Origin of the sequence: Pseudomonas aylmerensis (assembly GCF_001702265.1) — a bacterium.
GTDB lineage: Bacteria > Pseudomonadota > Gammaproteobacteria > Pseudomonadales > Pseudomonadaceae > Aquipseudomonas > Aquipseudomonas aylmerensis.
This window is the reverse complement of the sequence record NZ_MAUE01000016.1, coordinates 75,457-90,618: the sequence shown is the minus strand read 5'-3', so window position 1 is coordinate 90,618 and position 15,162 is coordinate 75,457. Positions and strand designations below refer to the sequence as shown.

Genomic DNA, 15,162 nt, shown 5'->3' with positions numbered 1-15,162 from the left:
CGAACCGGCCCCGTGGGCTGGGTCAGAAGTTGTAGGTCACGCCGGTGTACCAGTAGCCGCCGGTGGTGCCGTAGGGCGAGAAGTTGCCGTAGGGGAAGCCGCCCGAGCTGCTGGCCAGGTCGGTGCGTTCCGGGTACTTGTTGAACAGGTTGTTGGCGCCGGCATTCAGGGTGATTGCCGGGGTCAGGTGGTAGTCGATATTGAGGTCGGTGATCCACGCCGGCGAGAAGGTGCGGTCGTAGATTTCAGCCGTACCGTACTGGGTGTATTCGCCGTAGCGGGTCAGGTTGAGGCCGACTTCCAGCTTGTCGTAGGTCCAGGTGGTGCCCAGCAGCAGCTTGGATTGCGGCAGGCCGTACTTGAGGTTGCCCTGGCGCTGACGGTCGTAGCCACCGTCCGGGCCAAGGGCCTGGGCAGCGACGGCGGACGCGTGGATGTCGTCGATCTGCGTGGTGTTCCAGTTGAAGCCCGCAGAGTATTTCAGGCTGCCCCAGGCGCCGATGTCCTGGCGATAGTCGCCGACCAGGTCGATACCTCGGGTGGTGGTGTCCAGGGCGTTGGTGAAGTAGGTGACGGCCTGGTTCGGGTTGAGCCCGGCGGCGGCGAGAATCGCGCTGATCTGCGGGGTGCCGCCGAGGTAGCCGGTCTGGGCGATCCGGTCCTTGATTTTGATCTGGTACGCATCGAGGGTGATGTTGGTGGCGTCCGTGGGCTGCAGGGTGATGCCAAGGCTGAAGTTGGTGGATTTTTCCGGCTTGAGCTTGCTCGCGCCCAGTGCCTTGGCCACGTCAGAGTCGACCGCCACGTTGCGGTAGTCGAACAGCTGGCCATTCACGCTGGTCTGCGAGGTGGCGCTGTAGATCTGCTGGGCCAGCGATGGTGCGCGAAAGCCGGTGCTGACGGTGCCGCGCACGGCCAGGATCGGGGTCAACTGGTAGCGCGTGGAGAGCTTGCCGTTGGTGGTGTTGCCGGAGCCATCGTCGTAATGCTCGTAGCGCCCGGCCAGGTCGACGTGCCATTTATCGGTGAAGTCCTGGCCGATTTCGCCGTAGGCGGCCAGGCTGTCGCGGCTTTTCTCGGCGGCGTCGGCGGGCGTGGTGCCGGCACCGGAAATGGTCCCAGGCGGGATCAGCGCGCCGTTGGCACCGGTGCTGAAAGGCCCGCTGGCGTAGGAGGCTACGTCACCCTTGCCGATCTTGTAATCCTCGTAGCGATGTTCCAGGCCCCAGGAAATCTGCGTGGGCTTGTACAGGCCGAGGTCGAAGGCGCGGGTCAGGTCGAGGTTGTTGGTCCACTGGCTGAAGGTTTTTACCCCGGTGTCCACCGAGGTCGGCGACGTCGGGCCGTAGCTAAGGTTGTAGGTGTCGGTGAGGGTGGCGCGCGCGTGATCCTGGCCGAACGTGCTGGACAGGTCATAGTCCCAGCCGGCGGCCTTGCCCTTGCCGCCGAACGCGACCTGGAAGTCTTCTTCGATAAAGCGCAGGTTGTCTTCAATCCCTTCCGGATAGGGCGTCTGGATGCCGTTGAAGCTCGACGGCTGGTGGAAGGCCAGGGGCTTTTCCGAGTTGCGGTGGGTGTAGGTGGAAAACGAATACAAGGTCAGCGCATCGTCCACCGGCAGCTCGGCGTTGTAGCCCAGGCTGAAGTTCTTCGCCTCGGGCAGGCCGGTGCCGTAGTAGGTGTGCTGCAGACTGGTGTTGCCGGCAGAGTCGGTGTACGGCGCGTTGTCGGAACGGTCGGAGATGTTTTGTTTTTTCACGTCCAGCGCCAGGTTGATAAACCCGTCGTTGGGCAGGGCCAGGCCGATATTGCCGGTCTGGCGCGCGGTTTCGCCGTCGCCGTTTTCATAATTCTGGCCGTAGCTGGTGGACAGGCTGCCGCCGTGGTCGGTCTGCTTGAGTACCACGTTGACCACGCCGCCGATCGCATCCGAGCCGTACTGGGCCGAGGCGCCATCGCGCAGCACTTCCACGTGATCCACCAGGGCGGTGGGGATCATGTCCAGGTCCACCGGTTGCGAGCCGGAGTTGAGGTAAGTGCCGTTGTTGAGCAGCGCGCTGTTGTGGCGGCGCTTGCCGTTGACCAGCACCAGCACCTGGTCGCCGTTGAGACCGCGCAGGCTGATCGGGCGGACCACCGAGGTGGAACCGAAGCCGGAGGACGCCGGCTGATTGAGCGACGGCAGCACCTTGCTCAAGGCGCGGGTCAGGTCGCCCTGGCCGGTGGCGAGCAGTTGCTTGGAGGAGATCACATCCACCGGCGCCGGGCTTTCGGCGAGGGTGCGCGCCTGGCCACGGTTGCCGATCACCACCACGGTGTCCAGGGGGTTGTCGCTGGCCGGGGCGTCGGCGGCGAGGGTCAGGCTGCTGTAACTGGCGGCCTCGCACAGGGCGAGGAATAACAGCGTGTGGGCGAAGGCCTTGCGGGGCCTGCGGCCGGCGGCGCGGGATGCATTCATGATGGGCAACACTCCAATGGGTAGGGTGGCTTGTTGAGTTCAAGCTCTGGTGGGAGCCTTGAGAGCAAGGCCTGTGCCATGTGGAAAAGTCATTTAAAAACAATGATTTGATGATCTGTTGAGCAGGGCGCTGGTGTTTTTCTAACAGGCGCGAAAGCAGGGTGTTGGTTTTTGTGCAGGGGTTTTTCCGGGCCATCCGGTTTTGCCTCGCGAGACCGGGGCGCCGATGCTTGGCACACCCCTTGCTCTCCCCACGCCATACCTAAACCCAAGGAAGCTTTTTCTGTATGCCTAGACCCGGCCCGCGCAACGCCCTCACTGATATCCCAGGCCTTACGGTCGGCCACGCCACGGACCTGCACGTCGACACCGGCGTCACGGTGATCCGCCCCGATGGTTTCTGGACCGCCAGTATCGACATCCGCGGCGGCGGCCCCGGCGGGCGCGAGACGGCCGCCCTGGAGCCGGAAAACATGGTCGGCCAGCTGCATGCGCTGGTCTTCGCCGGCGGCTCGGTGTTTGGCCTCGGCGCCGCGGATGCCGTGGCCGCGAAGCTGTCCCAGGACCAGGTCGGGTTGCACCTGAAACCGGGCGCCCCGGCGATCCCCATCGTGCCCGCTGCGGTGTTGCATGACCTGGCCAATGGCGGCGACAAAGCCTGGGGCCTGGAACCGCCTTATCGGCGCCTGGGCTTTGAAGCGCTGGCAAATGCCGCCGAGGACTTCGAGCTGGGCTCGGTCGGCGCCGGCCGTGGCGCCATGGCCGGGGTGTTGAAAGGCGGGCTGGGCACGGCCTCGCTGGACCTGGGCGACGGGCTGATCGTCGCGGCCCTGGTGGTCGCTAACCCGATCGGCTCGGTGTACATGCCCGACGGCAAGACCTTCTGGGCCTGGCCCTGGGAAGTCGCCGGTGAGTTCGGTGGCCAGCGGCCCGAGGGCGTGATGGACTGCAGCGACCCGATCCCCGAGCTGTCGCGCCTGGATTCCATGGGCCGCCTGCAAGCCGGGGCGAACACCACGTTGGTGGTGGTCGCCAGCACTGCGCGCCTCAGTGTTGCCGAGTGCAAGCGCGTGGCGATCATGGCCCAGGACGGCATCGCCCGCGCCGTGCGCCCGGCGCATTTGCCGTTCGATGGCGACACGGTCTTTGCGCTGGCGTCGGCGGCAGTGGAGTTGACCGACGGACCACGGCGGCAGGTGGAGATTGGCTGTATTGGTTCGGCGGCGGCCGATTGTGTGGCGCGGGCGATTGCCCGGGGGGTGTTTGCCGCGCGAAGCCAATGAGCAGCACGGATTCCTGTAGGGGCTGGCTTGCCGGCGATGGCAATCTGTCAGTTGGGCCACATGCCGCTGACCGACCGCTATCGCAGGCAAGCCAGCGCCTACTGTTTGGATCTGTGAACATCAGGCAAAGCGTGCAAGCCGCTCCTGGGCTTTTGCTGCCTGCTCCGGCAATCCCAGCGCCTCATATACCCGCACCAGGCTGCGATTGGTCGGCACGTCCCAGCCGTCATACCGGCGGCGCAACTCCAGCGCCTGCTGGGCGCTGAACCAATCCCCGGCTTGCAAGCGCGCATCCAGCTCGACCTGGGCGAACAAGTCGCGCTGGGCGTGGCTGCCGCCAATTTCGTTCAGGCGCGGCAGGGCAATGCCCAGTTGTTCAAGCGCGACGTGGGCATCGCCGCGTGCATGGGCGAGCAGGCCACGCGCCAACGGCAGCGTCACTTCGCCCCACACCGGCCGTGCGTGAAGGCTGTGGTGCTGCAGCGCCGCCAGCAGGGTGTCTGCCTCCGGCTGGCCCGCGCGAGCCAGGCCATACAGGTACTGCACGCTCAAAAACGGCTGCACGGTGTCTGCGGTACGGCGTTGCAGGTAGGGCGCCAAGGCCTGCCAGCGCTGGCCCACGTCGATGCCGGCCAATTCCAGGCGCGCCAGCAGGGACACGGCGCCGACCTGGTCCTGGGAGTACTCCGGGAGGATGCCCCATACATGCTGGTCGTAAATCGCCAATACGCGTTGATCCTCGCCCCGGGCCAGGTAAAACAGCGCGAGGTGCCACCAGTTGTGGGTGTACATGAAGGAGTTCAGGCCGTCCCAGTGGTGCTTGACGCTTTCCAGGAACGCGGTGCCTTCCTCGATGCGCCCGTGGGTCAGCAGCACGTGGGCGAGGGCGTGTTGGGCCCAGGGCTCCGACGGTTGCAGGCGCAGGGCTTCGCGGGCGCTGGCTTCGGCTTCTTCGAGCAGGTGGCACTGCTCGTAGGCGAAGGCGAGCAGGCCGTGGCTGTGGGCAATGTCGGGCGCGCCGGCACGGGCCTTGAGCCCGATGTGCAACAGCGCCGGCCAGTTGCCGCGGTTGAACTCCAGGTACTGGTTGAGCTTGGCGGCGAACAGGTCGCGAGGGTAGCGGTCGAGCAGGTTTTCGCTCGACTGCAGGACCTGATCGAGGTCGTCCTTGATCCAGGCATGCAGCACGTCAAGGTACAACTGGGCGCGCGGGTGGTCGGTGTTCACGGCTACGCCGCGCTGGCGGTATTGTTCCGCCAGCGCCGGGCCTTGCGGGGACTCGATGAACATCAGCAGCAAGCCGGCAAACGCATTGGCCAGCGCCGAGTCCGGGTTGGCATCGGCGGCGGCAAGGATGCCTTCGGCGCGTGGCTGGTAGCCGAGGAAGCCGCCGATGAAATCGTCCAACCCTTGGCGGGTGATGGGGTCGGTGGTGTCGATGGGGTTGCCCAGGTAATCCAGTGGCATGGTGAAGAGGCTCTTGGTTTCAGATGGGTTTGGAGGGGCAAACCTTGTGCCAGCTGACACCGTGGCGCTCATGTGGGCGCTGGCGTGCCGGCGAGAGCGGTGGGTCGGCGATGGATTTGTTGGCTGAGACACCACCATCGCCGGCAAGCTGGCTCCTGCAGGGGCTGTTGCTTTTTGCACACTCACGCAGGCCGCTGTGGTTTTTTCATCACCTTGCCGGGCCTTTGGCTCAGCAATCCCCCGCCAATACCCCCATGGCACAGCCCTTGCAAAATCCCTCGCCTGTCTTTCCAGTCGAGGAGCCTTCATGCGCCCATTTTCTTTCCGCCGTGCCCTCACCTCCGTGGCACTGTGCACCGCGTTGCTGGCCGGCCAGGCACTGGCGCAACCCCAGGACGGCGGGGTGCTGAACCTTGTGGCCCAGCCGGAGCCGCCATCGCTGATGCACGGCGTGGTCAGCCACGTGTCCACCCAATACGTGAGCGGCAAGGTGCTGCAGGGCCTGTTGACCTTCGACACCGACCTCAACCCCAAGCCGGTACTGGCCAAGGCCTGGACGATTTCCCCCGACGGCCTCACCTACACCTTCGACCTGCAGGACGGCGTGCATTGGCACGACGGCCCGGCGTTGACCGCCGATGACGTGGTGTTCAGCTTCCAGACCTTCTACCCCGAGGTCGACAAGCGCCTCGGCGGGATCATCACCGAGTACGTCGACAGCATCACCGCCAAGGGCCCGCTGCAAGTGGTCTTCCACCTGAAGAAACCCTTCGCGCCATTGCTCTCGGCCCTGGGCAGCGGCCTGCGCCCGGTGGTGCCCAAGCACCTCTATGAGCACACCGATTTTCGCAACAACCCCTACAACCTCAAGCCGGTGGGCACCGGGCCGTTTGTATTCGTGGAGTGGAAACGCGGCGCCTACATCAAGCTGGCCAAGAACCCCAATTACTGGAAAAAAGGCCTGCCGCACCTCGACAGCATCATCTTTCACGTGATCCCCGATGGCTCTTCGCGCGCCGCCGCGTTCGAGCGCAATGACGTGCAAGTGCTGCGCAGCGGTGATGCGGATTACGCCGACCTCAAGCGGCTCAGCGCCTTGCCGAATGTGCAGTCCTCGGAGAAAGGCTGGGAGCTGTATGCCGGCCTGGCCTTCCTGCAGATCAACACACGCAAGCCACCGCTGAACAACCCCAAGGTGCGCCAGGCGATCCTGTATGCGCTGAATCGCCAGTTCATCGTCGACAATATCTTCTTCGGTTCGGGCAAGGTCGCCCAGGGTGAGTTTGTCTCGACCACGCCGTACCACGACCCGCAGTTGCCGCAGTACACCTATGACGTGAAAAAGGCCAAGGCGCTGATTGCCGAATCCGGCGTGGACGTCGGCGCGGTGCGCATCCGCCTGCTCAATGGCGAGAAGGGCGGTGCCTGGGAGCGCCTGGCCGAATACACCAAGCAGGCCCTGCAGCCGTTGGGCTTCAAGGTGCAGGTGGTGACGTCCGATGCGGCGACCTGGTTCCAGCGCGTGAGTGATTGGGACTTTGACCTGACCTACAACTTTATCTTCCAGATCGGCGACCCGTACCTGACCAGCGCCTACCTGTTCCGCTCCGACTACATCCTCAAGACCTCGCCGTTCGCCAACGTCAGCGGCTACAACAGCCCCGAGGCGGATGCGCTGTGGAGCAAAATCGCGGATACCCCGGAAGGCCCCGAGCGCAAGCAGCTCTTCAGCCAACTGGAGAACGTGCTGAACACCGACCTGCCCATCGCGCCGATCTTCGAAATGCGCTACCCGACGCTGTTCCACACCCAGGTGAAAAACCTGCTGCAGACCGCCACCAGCCTTAACGAAGACTACGAAAGCGTTTACCTCGAGGCGCCGGCACCATGAATGGCGTGCTGTATATCGGTGGGCGCCTGGGCAAGGCGCTGCTGATGGTGGTGGCCGTGCTGGTGTTGAGCTTTTTGTTGATTCACCTCGCGCCGGGTGACCCGGCGCTGCTGCTGGCCGGCGAGGCCGGGGTGGATGATGTGCAGTTCATCGAGCAATTGCGCCAGACCATGGGTTTGGACAAACCGCTGCTCCAGCAACTGCTGATTTACCTGGGCAATATCGCGCACCTCGACCTCGGTTACTCCTACCGCAACCAGACCCCGGTGTGGTCGCTGATCGCCGAGCGCTTGCCGGCGACCCTGGCGTTGATGGGCTCGGCGTTCGTGCTGTCGTCGGTGCTGGGGGTGACCCTTGGCGTGCTCGCGGCGCGCGCGCGGCAGAAGCGCCATTGGCTCGATGGCCTGATCTCCCACGGCGCCTTGCTGCTGTATGCAATGCCGTCGTTCTGGCTGGCGATGCTGCTGATCCTGCTGTTCTCGGTGAGCCTGGACTGGTTGCCGGCGTTTGGCATGGAGACCGTGGGCCGCGACTTTTCGCTGCTTGATCGCCTGCAGCACTTGCTGTTGCCGTGTCTGTCGCTGAGCGTGATGTTCCTCGCGTTGTACATCCACCTGACCCGCGCCGCCGTGCTCGATGCCCTTGCCCAGGAGTACGTGCGCACCGCGCACGCCAAGGGCTTGCACCCACGGCGGATTCTCTGGGTGCATGTGCTGCGCAACGCGTTGTTGCCGGTGGTGACCTTTGCCGGCTTGCAACTCGGCCAACTGGCCAGCGTCGCCTTGCTGGTGGAGGTGGTCTATTCCTGGCCCGGCATCGGGCGCTTGATGTATGACTCGCTGGCCCAGCGCGACTATGGCGTGTTGATGGGCGGCTTCCTGGTGATCTCGATGCTGGTGGTCGGTTTCAACGTGTTGACGGACGTGCTCTGCCGCGTGCTCGACCCGCGTATTGGCGCTGGAGGGCAGGGCTGATGCGGTTGTTGAAGCGCTTTGTGCGCCAACCATCGGCGCTGATCGGCGCGGTGTTTTTGCTGGTGCTCGCCGCCTTGGCGATTGCTGCACCGTGGCTGACCAGCAGCTCGCCATGGGAAATGAACAGCCAGCCGATGCTGGCGCCGTTCCATGATCCGGCCCATTGGCTGGGCAGCGACCTGCTTGGCCGCGACCTCGGCATCGGCTTGCTGTATGGCGCGCGAGTGTCACTGGCAGTGGGCGTGCTGACCAGCCTGGCGACTTTGCTGATGGGCCTGCTCGTGGGCGCCATCGCCGGCTACTTCGGCGGTTGGGTCGACGGCGTGCTGATGCGCATCGCCGAGTTCTTCCAGATCATCCCGCAACTGGTGCTGGCGGTGATCCTGGTGGCGGTGCTGGAGCCGTCCCTGGGCACCATCGTGCTGGCGATTGCACTGGTGGCTTGGCCGGCCGTCGCGCGGTTGGTGCGCAGTGAATTCCTCACCCTGCGCCAGCGCGAATTCGTGCAGGCGGCGCGGGTGTTGGGCCAGTCGCCGTGGGGGATCATCAGCCAACAGATCCTGCCGAATGCGCTGGCGCCGTTGCTGGTGGTCATGACCTTTGTGATGGCCACGGCGATCCTCACCGAATCCGCCCTGGCATTCCTCGGCCTCAGCGACCCCGAGGCGATGAGCTGGGGCTACATGATCAACGCCTCCCGTGGCCTGCTGCGCGATGCGTGGTGGATGAGCTTCCTGCCGGGGCTGGCAATTGCATTGTGCGTGCTGGCGGTAAATCAGGTCGGCGAAGGCCTGCGCGTGGCATTTGAACCAGAGAGGTCGCTATGACGTTATTGAGTGTCGAGCACCTGCGCATCGCCTTGCCGCCGGGAGCCGACCGCAGCCATGCGCTGTATGACCTGTCGCTGCAGGTGCGCAGCGGCGAATGCCTGTGTGTGGTGGGCGAGTCCGGGTCGGGCAAGTCGATGTTGGCCAAGGCGCTGTTGCGCCAGTTGCCGCGCCCGTTGAGCGTGCAAAGCGGGCGACTCCTGTTTCGCGGCGAAGACCTGGCGGCGCGCAGCGAAGCGGCCATGCGCGAACTGCGCGGGCGCCACATCAGCATGGTCTTTCAGGAGCCGATGAGCGCGCTGAACCCGCTGTTGCGGGTGGGCGAGCAGATCGATGAAACCCTGCGCGCCCACGGGGTGAAATCCGCCAGTGCACGGCGCGCCCGGGTGGTGGAGTTGCTCGGTTATGTCGGCCTGCCGGACCCTGAGCGCCTGCGCCTGGCCTATCCGTTCGAGCTTTCCGGCGGCCAGCGCCAGCGCGTGGTGATCGCCATGGCCCTGGCGTTCGATCCGGCGCTGTTGATTGCCGATGAACCGACCTCGGCCCTGGACGTGACCACCCAGGCGCAGATCCTCGAGCTGTTGCGCCGCATCCAGCAGGACAAGGGCATGGCACTGCTGTTTATCACGCATGATTTTGCCGTGGTCGAGGCGATTGCCGACCGCGTGCTGGTGCTGGAAAAGGGCCAGGTGGTGGAGCAGGGCGGCGCCCGGCAGGTATTGCGCGAGCCGCAGGCCGCCTACACGCGGCAATTGCTTGCGGCAGTGTCGGCCCAACCCTTGGCACCGCGCACCACGGTGGACGGTGTGGTGGTGCTCAAGGCCGAGCGACTGGGCAAGGTGTTCAGTCGCCGCACGGGCTGGTGGAGCAAGCACACCACGCGGGCGCTGGACGCCGTGGGGTTGCAGGTCCGTGAAGGCGAGACCCTCGGCATTGTCGGTGAGTCGGGCTCGGGCAAATCCACCCTGGGCCGCTGCCTGGTGCGCTTGCTGCGCGCCGACAGCGGCCAGATCGAATGGCTGGGCCAGGACGTTGCAGGGTTGTCCGAAGCCCGCCTGCGCCCGTTGCGCAGCGAAGTGCAGATGATCTTCCAGGACCCGTTTGCCTCGCTCAACCCACGCCAGACCGTCGGGCGCATCATCATGACCGGACCGTTGGTGCAGGGGCGCACCCGCGCCGACGCCGAACAGCGGGCGCGGGCCTTGCTGGAACTGGTAGGCCTGCCCGCCACGGCGTTCGAACGCTACCCCCATGAGTTCTCCGGCGGCCAGCGCCAGCGTATCGGCATCGCCCGCGCCTTGGCGGTGGAGCCCAAGGTGCTGATCGCCGATGAGTGCGTTTCGGCCCTGGATGCGTTGATCCAGGTGCAGATCCTGGAACTGCTGGAGTCGCTGCAACGGCGGCTGAAATTAAGCATCATTTTTATCACCCATGACCTGCGTGTCGCGGCGCGCCTGTGCGACCGCATTGCGGTGATGCAGAACGGCCGGGTGGTCGAGCAGGGCGACACGGCGACGCTGTTTGCCGATGCGCGCCATCCCTATACCCGGACCTTGTTGCACTGTGGCGGTCGGCTTGCTGGCGATAGCGCCCTGTCGAGCGCTGCCACGTCCGAATCTTTCATCGCCGGCACACCGGCGCCTACCCAAGGCTGTGTATGACGTTCTCTTTTGCCGATCTACCCGTGGTGCGCGGCGAGTTGCTGGAAATCCGCCCCCATCGCACCTTGAGCATTGCCCACCACGTGGGCACCACCCAGGCCGACACCGTGGTGTTTTTCTGCCATGGCGCCGGCGGCAACAAGGACCAATGGCGCCTGCAATGGCCGGCGCTCAAGGCCGCAGGCTACAGCCTGGTGGCCTGGGACCTGCTGGGCCATGGCGACAGTGGCCGGCCGCGCAATGCCCAGGCCTACGCCTGGTCCGAGCTGGTGGCCGACTACCTGGCGATCCTGCAGCGCTACGCCGGCACGCGTAACCTGCTTGTCGCGCACTCCTTCGGCACCGGCCTGAGCCTCAGTGCGTTGCTGGCCAAGCCCACCGCGCGCATCGACGCGGCATTGCTGTTGGGTGCGCGCCTTCACCGCCCTGTGGTCAACGGCGGGTTGATGGCCTTGCCGGCGTGGCTCCTGGAATGGCTGCGCCCGGTCTTGGCCAAGGGCTTTCGCAAGCATGCCTGGCATGCCTCGGTCGACCCGGCGCTGCTGGCTTACGAAGAGAAACTCACCGAGCGCAACCGCCTGCACATGTTCAAGGCCCTGACCAGTAAGGCCCAATGGCCGGATGCGCAACAGATCCCCGGCCTGACATTGCCGGTCAGTGTGCTGGCCGGTGACAGCGATGGCCTGACCCCTGCCAGCGGTGGCCAGGCGCTGGCTGAACAGTTACCGAACGCTGACTTCCAGCTGCTGGATGCCTGTGGTCATCAATTGATGCTGGAGAAGCCTGCCTTGGTGCTGAAAGCATTCAACAAACTGTTGGCAAGGGGCTTATAACTCAAAATCTTTTTGCTATGCGATTCAGCTATTGGATTGTTCATAAGGTAATGCATTTAATCCGAGGCCTAACTCATTGTTGTGCGGAATAAATCAGCGCCCTCGTGCGCTGCAATGAGCCATCGTTACGCCTTAGAGATTCGCCATGAGCAACCTCGTTGCCCCCGTGCCCCTGGTCCGCCTGCTGGACCTGAGCAAGTCCTTTGGTGCCCAGCGGGCGCTGGATCAGGTCAATCTGGATATTTATCCGGGGGAAGGGGTGGCGGTTTTGGGGGCCAGCGGCGCGGGCAAGTCGACCCTGGTGAAAATCCTCAGCGGCAGCCTCGCGCCGGACACTGGCGAAGTGTGGGTGGCGGGGCAGCGCCAACGTTTCACCTCGCCGCTATCGGCGCGCCGCGTTGGCATTGTGGCGGTGCACCAATGTCCCGATGATGCCATCGCGCCGGGGCTGAGCGTGGCCGAAAACCTGTTGCTCGACGAACTGGGCCAGCCTGACGCCGACTTCCTGCTCAACCGCAAAAGCCTGTTGCAACGTGCCGAAGCCATCGCCGCCGGGCTGGGCCTGGAGCTGCCGTTGCAACTCCCGGTAGAGCGCCTGGGCCAGGCAGACCGCCAACTGCTGGTGCTGGCGCGCGCGTTTGCCCTGCACCCCAAGCTGCTGATTCTCGACGAACCCACCGCTGCCCTCTCGGCCGCCGACGCCGAACGCCTGCTCGGGCTGATCGACAGCCAGCGCGCGCGTGGCGTGGCGATCCTGTGCATCTCGCAACGCTTGTCCGACCTGCAACGGGTGACCAACCGTGCGATTGTGCTGCAGCAAGGGCGCCTCACCGGCGACCTCAATACCCGGCATCTGCCGAGCGCGGCTTACACCCTGTTTGGCGACACGGCCGAACATCCGCCCATCACCGCGGACAAAGCCTTGCCGGTGCCATTCCTGGAACGCTTTACCCGCGCCGGGTTTATCCGCAATCGGGCGGAGGGGCGGGCGGTGCAGGAGCAGGTGCTGGGCAGCGGCGTCGCGCCGACCGAAGAGGTCAGCCCTGCAACGTCCAAACCGCGCTGACCTCACTGCAACGGCGGATACACAATCAATTCCAGATAGCCTTTGTGATAACGCTTGCCGCCCGGCGGCAGTTGCCCGGCCTCACGCATTTCACTGGTGCTGTTGACGCGCATCAGCACACCGACCGAACCGTGCTGGCGGGCCTCGCTGATCCAGGCCTGGACCTGTTCCAGTTCCACCTTGCGGTGCATCGAGCCCGCGTACTGCAAGCCGTAGCGCAGTTCACCTTCGGTGTCGTACAGCGACACTTGCGTGCGCTTGAGGCGCCAGGCCAGGGCGCTGGCGTTTTCCAGGGAGTTGGCGAGCAACGCCTGGGTTTGCTGCAGTTCGTTCATATGCTCCAGCACGAACTGGTCGGGCATTTCGTTATCGGCGATCTGTGCCGGCATGCTCGCCGGCAACAGGATCACCAGCAAGCCAATGCCCAGGGTCGGCATCGCCCACAGCGTCAACGGGCGGAAGGCTTGCAGCAGGTTGCTGAGGATCCACACCAGCAGCACGATAAAGGCCAGGGACAGGCCGAACATTTCGGCATGGCTGTGGCCATACAGCGGCCGGGCGATTTGCAGGTAGATCAGGCCGATCATCGCGGCCATGCCGATTGCGAAGTTGAGCAGGCCATTGAGGCTGATCGTGCGTGCGCGGCCGTTGTCGAGCAGGTCGACCAGCGTGTGCCCCATCAACAGCGCCAGGGGCAGCAGGCACGGCATGATATAGGTCGGCAGCTTGCCGTTGCTCAGGCTGAAGAACCCCAGCGGCAACAGCAGCCACAGGGCCAGGAAGGCGATCGCCGGCTGGCGTTTTTCGCGCCAGGTGGTGCGCAGGGTCGAGGGCAGCAGGCCGGCCCAGGGCAGGCAGGACACGGCGATGATCGGCAGGAAAAACCACCACGGGCGTACGTGCTGCGCATTGTCGGCGCTGAAGCGGCGAATGTGTTCATTCCAGAAAAAGAAGCGCCAGAAGTCTGGTTCCTGCAGATGGATCGCCACCACCCAAGGCAAGCACACCAGTACCGCCACGCCCACGGCCAACGGGCCATAGCGCAGCAATTCGCCCAGGCGCCGTTGCCAGAGCATGTAGGGCACGGCAATCAGCACCGGCAACGCCCAAGCGAGGAACCCCTTGGTCATGAAGCCCATCGCGCAGGCCAGGCCCACCACGGCCCAGGCTAGCAGGCGGCCACGGGTGCTGGTGCCGTCGAGGGCAAACCACAGGGCAACCAGGCTGAGGTTGACCCACAGGGTAAATTGCGGATCGAGGTTGGAATACCCGGCTTGCCCGGCCACCAGGCCAAAGCTCAGGTACAGCAGGGCGCAGGCGAAAGACTTGCGCGGGGTGTTCCACAGGCGGCGGGCGATCACATAAGCCAGCAGCACACTCAAGCCGGTGGTCAGGGCCGAGGCGATGCGCACACCGAACAGGTTCTGGCCAAACACGGCCTGGCCCAGGGCGATCAGCCAATAGCCGCCGGCGGGTTTTTCGAAATAGCGAATGCCCATGTAATGCGGCGCGACCCAGTTGCCGCTCAGCAGCATTTCCTGGCTGACCTGGGCGTAGCGGGTTTCGTCCGGGGTCCACAGGCCGTGCAGGCCCAGCGGCAATAGGTAAAAGGCGGCGAAGGCCAATAACAACAACGGCAGGGGTTTGAATCGGATCGTCACAACGTCGCTCCTTGACGTGTACTGGCAAATATTTGCAGTAAGAAAGTAATAGCGAAAAACATCAAAGCGTTCACTGAGTGACAGAAGATATTCATGACGTCCTTAATTAAAAGGCGCAACTAAACATGCCAGAACATGGCTGTCTTTTTGCTGAACATAGAGGGTGGCGGCGGGCAGGAAAGTACTTACAGTTGTTTTAACGCGGCTGGCCAGTCCTGATTATTGACCAGGCCCAGGGACTTGAATTTGCCGTTGGGCAAGACCTGCACGAACAGCGCGCTGCCGTACTCGGGGAAGGTGGCGTGGGGGAAACCCAGGGTGCTTTCGAAGTCGGCGATGCAGCCGCTGTGGGTGACGAACACCAGGTTGCGCCCCGGGGTCTTGTGGCTGAGCAACTCTTCGCCCATGGCCGCACCGCAGACGGCTTGCTGGCCGGAGGTCAGCTCGTTTTTACCGAACATGAACCGCAGCGTCTGGGCGGTCCGAATGGCCGGACTGGCGAGCACATCGCTGCCGTCCATGCCCAGTGTCTTGAAGGCCTTGCCGAGGTTTTCGGCTTGTTGGCTGCCTTTGATCGTCAGGCCTTCCACCGGCCCCAGGCAAGCATTCGACGAGCGGTCGCAGCGCTCTTCATGACGCACCAGCACGATCAGGTCGCCGTCGCGCCAAAGCGGCAGTACCTGGGAGGTCAACAGGCGGTTGCCCACCCCCAGGTCACGCGGTGACGCCGGCCACAGCAGGCCGGCGGTGAGCAACAGGCTGATCACTACAATCCCCAGCCACAGCGGTTGCAGCCGCTTGATGACGGCCCGGCGCGAGCGTGGTTTGGTCAGGGTCAGGTCAACCACTTCATTCACCTTGGGCACTGTTGGCAGTGTTGTATTAGTTAGCTGACGCAACGTGTTGGCGAATGCCTGCAGTATGACTTGAGGCTGGCACAGGACGGCTGTCTTTTCGCTGAACACGTGGCGGGTAAAAGTTGTCAGGCGTGGCAACTAACAAGTTGCCGATACCTGACGCTTGGCCGGTAATTTAAAGTGC

General features: G+C 64.3%; 11 protein-coding genes. 7 read left to right on the top strand and 4 right to left on the bottom strand.

Annotated elements, in window-relative coordinates; all coding sequences use genetic code 11:
* Positions 1-22: 22 nt before the first annotated feature.
* Positions 23-2,458 (bottom strand): TonB-dependent receptor plug domain-containing protein, encoded by a 2,436-nt coding sequence (locus BBG20_RS13120; protein ID WP_065904104.1) that lies wholly within the window; start codon positions 2,456-2,458, stop codon positions 23-25.
* 287 nt (positions 2,459-2,745) lie between these two features.
* Here BBG20_RS13120 and BBG20_RS13115 point away from each other — a divergent pair, with 287 nt between their 5' ends.
* Positions 2,746-3,741 (top strand): P1 family peptidase, encoded by a 996-nt coding sequence (locus BBG20_RS13115; protein WP_065904101.1) that lies wholly within the window; start codon positions 2,746-2,748, stop codon positions 3,739-3,741.
* A 120-nt stretch (positions 3,742-3,861) separates the two neighbouring features.
* On the opposite strand, the gene BBG20_RS13110 is transcribed toward BBG20_RS13115, so the two are convergent.
* Complete coding sequence (locus BBG20_RS13110; protein WP_065904098.1) at positions 3,862-5,208, bottom strand: tetratricopeptide repeat protein; 1,347 nt, start codon at positions 5,206-5,208, stop codon at positions 3,862-3,864.
* A 307-nt stretch (positions 5,209-5,515) separates the two neighbouring features.
* On the opposite strand from BBG20_RS13110, the gene BBG20_RS13105 reads away from it, so the two are divergent.
* The 6 genes from BBG20_RS13105 (at position 5,516) to BBG20_RS13080 (ending at position 12,460) form a co-directional block, all read left to right on the top strand.
* Positions 5,516-7,099, top strand: a complete 1,584-nt coding sequence (locus tag BBG20_RS13105) for an ABC transporter substrate-binding protein (protein ID WP_065904090.1) — start codon at positions 5,516-5,518, stop codon at positions 7,097-7,099.
* On the top strand, positions 7,096-8,073 hold the full coding sequence (locus BBG20_RS13100) for an ABC transporter permease (protein WP_065904086.1): 978 nt from the start codon (positions 7,096-7,098) through the stop codon (positions 8,071-8,073). Before BBG20_RS13105 ends, BBG20_RS13100 begins: the two co-directional genes overlap by 4 nt.
* Positions 8,073-8,900, top strand: a complete 828-nt coding sequence (locus tag BBG20_RS13095; RefSeq protein ID WP_065904082.1) for an ABC transporter permease — start codon at positions 8,073-8,075, stop codon at positions 8,898-8,900. Before BBG20_RS13100 ends, BBG20_RS13095 begins: the two co-directional genes overlap by 1 nt.
* A complete protein-coding gene (locus BBG20_RS13090) occupies positions 8,897-10,561 on the top strand; it encodes an ABC transporter ATP-binding protein (RefSeq protein ID WP_083221380.1) in 1,665 nt (554 codons plus the stop codon). The genes BBG20_RS13095 and BBG20_RS13090 overlap by 4 nt, the downstream gene beginning before the upstream one ends.
* On the top strand, positions 10,558-11,394 hold the full coding sequence (locus BBG20_RS13085) for an alpha/beta fold hydrolase (protein ID WP_065904079.1): 837 nt from the start codon (positions 10,558-10,560) through the stop codon (positions 11,392-11,394). Before BBG20_RS13090 ends, BBG20_RS13085 begins: the two co-directional genes overlap by 4 nt.
* A 145-nt stretch (positions 11,395-11,539) precedes the next feature.
* Positions 11,540-12,460, top strand: coding sequence for an ATP-binding cassette domain-containing protein (locus BBG20_RS13080; RefSeq protein WP_065904067.1), 921 nt, complete (start codon positions 11,540-11,542; stop codon positions 12,458-12,460).
* 2 nt (positions 12,461-12,462) lie between these two features.
* On the opposite strand, the gene arnT is transcribed toward BBG20_RS13080, so the two are convergent.
* Positions 12,463-14,121, bottom strand: a complete 1,659-nt coding sequence (gene arnT / locus BBG20_RS13075) for a lipid IV(A) 4-amino-4-deoxy-L-arabinosyltransferase (RefSeq protein ID WP_065904064.1) — start codon at positions 14,119-14,121, stop codon at positions 12,463-12,465.
* 185 nt (positions 14,122-14,306) lie between these two features.
* Entirely contained in the window at positions 14,307-14,987 is a 681-nt protein-coding gene (pmrG, locus tag BBG20_RS13070; protein ID WP_065904062.1) for a lipopolysaccharide core heptose(II)-phosphate phosphatase PmrG, read from the bottom strand.
* Positions 14,988-15,162: the final 175 nt, after the last annotated feature.